Origin of the sequence: [Scytonema hofmanni] UTEX 2349 (assembly GCF_000582685.1) — a bacterium.
In the GTDB taxonomy this organism is placed as follows: domain Bacteria; phylum Cyanobacteriota; class Cyanobacteriia; order Cyanobacteriales; family Nostocaceae; genus Hassallia; species Hassallia hofmanni.
The window spans coordinates 49722-55311 of record NZ_KK073767.1 but is presented as its reverse complement, the minus strand read 5'-3'; the positions used below and the strand labels follow the sequence as shown (position 1 = coordinate 55311).

The following is a 5590-nucleotide window of genomic DNA, read 5'->3' as shown; positions in this document are numbered from 1 at the left end:
TTGGGGGTAAAATTGTTTAATTACACAACGCAGGTTTTGAAGGTTTATCCTCATCCACTGCCAAAAAAGTGATGCCAAAACCACCTTGTCCTATCGGTTTGATAGCACGGTAGCGTTCTTTGAGGATTAATTTGGAACCGCAAGTTTGGCAAAACTTGATATTATCAGCGTTTTCTGGTTTTGGACACCGGGGATTGAGACAGTAGCTCATGTTGAGGATTTTGGGATTAAAGTCAGCGACTCCATCACGAGAGCCGCTGCTCTACAAAACCGTGCTTGAAACTTTTGCTTCACACGGCTCCTCAATGATTTGGTGTATGTCAAACATACCTCATTACCCATCTTCCTTCAACTATTTCTAGTTTTCTGGGGGCTTAGGCTCGACACTATTACAGTCGGATTGTTTTGCCTGGACTGCCATTGCTGGCGGTCTTTGTGTCGTGGCAATGTCTGTGAAGGAGTTGCCAGTTATCATATTTATCCTTTCCACCTTGCGATTTGGGGATAATGTGGTCAATCTCCATCACATCTTCCTCTCGGAAGTGTAAATTGCATAAAGTGCATTTCCCTTTCTGCTTTTTCAAGAGTGTTGCCGCTCTGGTGGGCATTTCAGGATTTTCACCTTTTCTTTTGCTCCAATAAACTAGGTTCCCGTCGTATGGAGACGATTCGCCTTTAACTTTTACATGACGCACTATGGAAGTGCCTGAATGTTTAAGTAACCGAAGCGGATTATTTCCCTTCCTGGTTGCGAATACCCAGTTTTCATTGCCTATGGTCATCCAATAGCGCTTGACCACTTCCCCCATATTCTTATTGGGGTGGCGACGTTTTGCCCAAGCACGAAGCTTTTGGTACATGAGGCAATCTAGGTCTGCGTAAGCTACTTTGCTTACTACAGTTGAGTAGTAATTAGACCAGCCCCTAATTATTGGATTCAGGTGTTGAATCAATATCGTTTGTGATATTGCCTTGTGGTGGCTAATTACATCCGCAATTTTGTCGTAATGTACCTTTACTTTCTCTTTGCTTGGGGTGATGATGGTTTTAAAACCAAGTAATTCTCCCTTTGTGGTTTTACCGGAGTGGTATTTTCCTACAGGGAATTGGCGTATATTGAAGCCGAGGAAATTAAACCCCGGCTTCTCATTTTCTACCGAATTGAGGGTATGAGCCAATCTGGTCTTACTGGGTTTTAATTCCAATCCCATATCTTTTAACCAATCAGAAATGATTTTCTGACATCCTTGGACTACGGTTAAGTCTTTGTGGAGAATCACAAAGTCGTCGGCGTATCGGATTAAGCTTACACTGTCCCTTCTAGTGGTTAGGCTCCCTTTTAATTTTAGGGAGCCAACGTATTGTTTTATCTGATACTCCATCCCGTGGAGGGCAATATTTGCAAGTAATGGCGAAATAACGCCACCCTGCGGTGTACCCTCGGATGTAGGAGATAGCTCTAATCCATCCATCACTCCCGCTTTTAACCAGGACTTAATTTGTCGTCTCATGGTGGGGAATGTATTCAATTTGTGGAGCAGTCTCCCTTGGTCGATGCGGTCAAAACATTTTGTAATGTCGGCATCCAGCACGTATTTGGATTTACCTCGAATTGAATTGAATATGGCTGCCACCGCATCGTGACATGAGCGCCCTGGTCTGAACCCGTATGAGTTGGGTTCAAATCGCGCTTCCCATTCTGGCTCTAGAGCCTGTTTGACTAACGCTTGCAAGGCGCGGTCGTTTATTGTAGGTATTCCCAAGGGTCGTTTCTCTTCCGTTCCGGGTTTTGGAATCCATACTCTCCGGGTTGGACGAGCCTTGATTCCCAGGTGTAATTTAATTACAAGGTCGAGACGTTGCTTTGGGGATAACGATTTAACGCCGTCCACTCCTGCCGTCTTTTTCCCTTGATTATCCTGGGTCACTCTACGAACCGCTAATGCTCTTGCTGACCAAGATTTCATCAGCATCTTTTGAAGTTTGCGAAGTGCTTTTATATCACCACGATTAGAGGCTCGATAGATTCGCTTTTGGAGCTTGTACACTCGTTTTTCCAGCTTTCGCCAGTTAATTGAGTGCCATTCCACCATCAGTTGTTGAGACTGTGTATTAGACATATGTACTCTTAATTGGGACTCTATCATCCAAATCATCGTGGGAACGTCAGCATATCTAGGGCATTACCCCTAGCATTGGCTTCTTTCCCAATCTTTCCTCCTCGTTGTATGTGGTTAGCACCTACTCTCGGTATTCGACCTCCGAGAGAACGAACGGGAGGTTACTTCGTTCCAAATGACCATACTATGTACCTTTAGAGCAACACTCTTCGCCGGGTTTTTGGGAAGTGCTTGTTGGTCAAAGATATAGTTGCCAACTCCCTAGCCTTAACCTTTTGGTTCCAGCCTGTCAGCCTTTTGGCTGGTTTAAAGTAACGACGATTCATACGTGTCTTTAAGCCGGGGCTTTACTCATGGGTACTTTGCTCGATGGATACTAGATTAGGCTTCCAGTATTGCCACCTTTTCATCCCGCTTCTCGGATTGATGACTAGTCGCTACCGAGGGGGTGATGCTTTCACTCCTGCACCTGGAGGGAGGGTTTTGCGCCCTCATGGTCATTCAGTTGTCATGGTTCTGATGGCTTGCGCCTCATTTACCAAGCCTGCCATCCTTGAGATTACTACTCATTTCGACAGAACGAATCGCACATACCTACCTTTATTCAGTTGGTTTACCGATGTAAGTGATGCCCGTTACGGATTTCTTGCAGTTGGCGGCGATGGTCTCGAAGAGTACCGCCGTTGGCGTTGGCGGAGCCTCTCGTAGAGAAGCCGACGCACAACTAAGGCATCGCTACCAAAATCACGGTACAGTTACGATTTTTACATCGCATCCTACTACCATTTTTCCTACTTGGTTGGGCGTGTATTTCTCGTGTTGACTCTTCTCCATAAAGGCTTTCTGCCACGAAAAGTGCCAGAAAGTTTTAAAGTCTCATTAGGTTAGCTTTGACTAAAAATGGAAACATTGGAAACATTTATGAAACATTCCAAAATTTTCTTGACCTATGAGTGAAGTGGGTGTCACAATTGGTCAAACCTCACACATAGGAGCGTGACCGATGAAAGTGAAAGTCACCAGACATCGAGACAAAATCCTAGAGGCACTGCGGGAATGGTTTCGCATCCACAAAGAGGCACCTACCCTAGAAGAGTTGTGTGCTGAACTGGCAATGCAACCGCGCCAGAAAGCAACACTTCAACGCTGGTTGCAGACGATGCGAGGTATCGATGTGGAATGGGAGGATAATGCAGCCCGAAGTCTTCGCTTGCTCACCTCTGACCTGGAAGTTGAACCCGGACTACAGATACCTATAACGGAAACATTGCGATATTTGGCGACCGGCTTGGCAGAGTGGGAAAAACGAGAACCACAAGAGCGTTCAAACATCCCCAAAGCCCTCCGCGTTGGGATGTCCAGAATGTACTTAACGTCTTTGCTACAAGGAGATGAACAAGCCCCCTCGAATCTCCCAGAATTTTTTGAATGGGCAAAAAAACCAGTCGTTGAGTGGAAACCCGCAACCGAGATTAAACATCTTTCACCGGAAGTCACCCTCACAGAAGATGGGTTAATCTCTGACTTCGCCCTACAGTGGCAAGTTACAGGTTCTGATGTGGAAATGCAGGTACAAGAGAAAGTTCTGCAAGATGTTCTGGAATACTGTCGGACGAACCAGCTAGAAGAGCAATATCGGGCATTACGGAAGTTGATTATTGAGCGTCCAGTTCTTCCTTACCCTGAGTACCGCCGCCTTTTGTCTTCAACCCAACTTAGACCCCTGCGCGACTTTTTGCTGCAAATCTACATCGATTTGGCTGATTTAGCTGGTGACAATATTTATCACTTCTGCCCACGCTGCAAGTATATCATGTGCTGTCGCCAAGATGAAACTTATAGATGTCGCAACATGACTTGCGAACAACTGAGTGCCAAAGACCGCCTTCTACCACTACCGTCAGTTTCCAAACAGGAAGCAGAAACTTGGAAAGCCGTTACTCCTGGGGTGCATAGGTACGGAACACTACCGGGACTCTGGGAAATTCATCTTGCAGAAACCCTTACCAAAATGGGGGTGCGCGTCACTCTCTGGCCCGAAATTGATGAATTTGACCTACTTGTGGAATTTAGCAAGAAAGTTCGGTGGGCGATTGATGTCAAAGATTGGTCGTACCTGGATGAAGAACGTTTAAAAAAAGTGGAATATCGCCTTGATGCGACTGAAACTTTTGTTGTTTTTCCTTCGGAACGAGAAGACGTACTGCGAATCGGGGTAGAACGGCAAAGACTCGAACCAGAATTGGGCGGTGTGCGTTTGAGGCTGGTTAGCGAAATTGTCTCCCAGGCTCAAAAAATTCTGGAGAAGAAAAACAATGCGTAACATTTCTCAATGGGGCAAACCGCTACGCGAAGCCCTTCGCAAATCGCAGGATTTAAAGCATTATGTCGAGGAGAATTACTCTCATGCAGAGATCGCCCTTTCTCGATAAATAGCGCGTCTTGCCCTGCTAATTGCGGAGGTGGAATTGGGGTTGGCTTTACTGATGGAGATAGCCCCAGAAGAACCTGCTACTTCTGTATCAGCTTTACTTTTGGGATATCGTTTCCCAGTCAAAGCACTCTCAAGCGATGAAAATTGGCAGCTTGCACAAAAAGCCCGTTTCTATCTCGTGCGTCGCAAAGGAAGACAGTGGGAACGCTCTTTAAGCGAATATATTAAGCTGCCAGAAATTATCAGAATATTTAGCTTAACGGACATTAGCGATGTTCCCAAATTGATTTTGTCTAGCACCTACCCACAACGCTTGCAGCTATATCGCCAAACTTTATTAACAACCCCGCAACATAAAAAACGAAAAGTCAAACTTGCAACTTCTGGATACTGGTATGCCAAAGTTTCCCATAAGGGTCATACCCCAGTAGAGGTTCCTATCAACATCCCTGAAGCCATTGCAAAGAAGGCACCCTCACCGCAGATATCCTTCCGACGCACGCGCACCAGTTCAAATCCTAACCGTTCCGTCACCCTAGAGGAGTTGCTGCTTTCCGCCCAAGAAATGGATACAAAACTGGCAGCATCTGGGTACGAGCCAGAAAATTATCATCATCGCCTGAAAGGAATTGCCTTACGGCTATACGACGCATCAACAAATGATTTCCAACCTTCCCAACCAGACGCAGAAATTAAGTTAGAGCAACTAGTCCACATTGTTGGTTTATTAAATGTCGGTAAATCTACACTCCTTGAAGTGCTAATTTATCACTTTGCCAAACAAGGATATCGCTGTGCATTGCTCGTCAATGATGTTGTCGCAGCAGTGCGCCTAGCTGTAATAACCTGCAATACTAATCACTCAAACCTGCAATCAACGCATTTCCAAACCAGGATTATTTGCAACTATAATTACACTTCAACCAGGATTAATTGCAACTGAGCCAGGATTAACTGCAACCAACCTGCAATCATCGGTTTCAACCAGGATTATTTGCAACTATAAATACGAACAAAATACTTCCATTTTTATTGC

4 protein-coding genes and 1 pseudogene are annotated in these 5590 nt (G+C 45.3%); 3 read left to right on the top strand and 2 right to left on the bottom strand.

The annotated features are described in order from the left end of the window. A pseudogene (locus tag TOL9009_RS0105055) lies at positions 1-211 on the bottom strand (4-Cys prefix domain-containing protein); the annotation flags it as partial. A 178-nt stretch (positions 212-389) separates the two neighbouring features. Beyond that, positions 390-2120, bottom strand: coding sequence for a group II intron reverse transcriptase/maturase (gene ltrA / locus TOL9009_RS38175; protein WP_144238159.1), 1731 nt, complete (start codon positions 2118-2120; stop codon positions 390-392). A 426-nt stretch (positions 2121-2546) separates the two neighbouring features. Between ltrA and TOL9009_RS45180 the strand changes: the two genes are divergently transcribed. The 3 genes from TOL9009_RS45180 (at position 2547) to TOL9009_RS0105040 (ending at position 5497) form a co-directional block, all read left to right on the top strand. Then, positions 2547-2828 (top strand): hypothetical protein, encoded by a 282-nt coding sequence (locus TOL9009_RS45180; RefSeq protein ID WP_144238158.1) that lies wholly within the window; start codon positions 2547-2549, stop codon positions 2826-2828. Between the two features lie 295 nt (positions 2829-3123). Next, positions 3124-4443: a restriction endonuclease-related protein gene (locus TOL9009_RS0105045; RefSeq protein WP_038296142.1), complete on the top strand. Its 1320-nt coding sequence runs from the start codon at positions 3124-3126 to the stop codon at positions 4441-4443. Positions 4444-4582: 139 nt separating this feature from the next. Next, a complete protein-coding gene (locus TOL9009_RS0105040) occupies positions 4583-5497 on the top strand; it encodes a pPIWI_RE_Z domain-containing protein (protein WP_029631620.1) in 915 nt (304 codons plus the stop codon). The last annotated feature ends 93 nt before the right edge of the window (positions 5498-5590 follow it).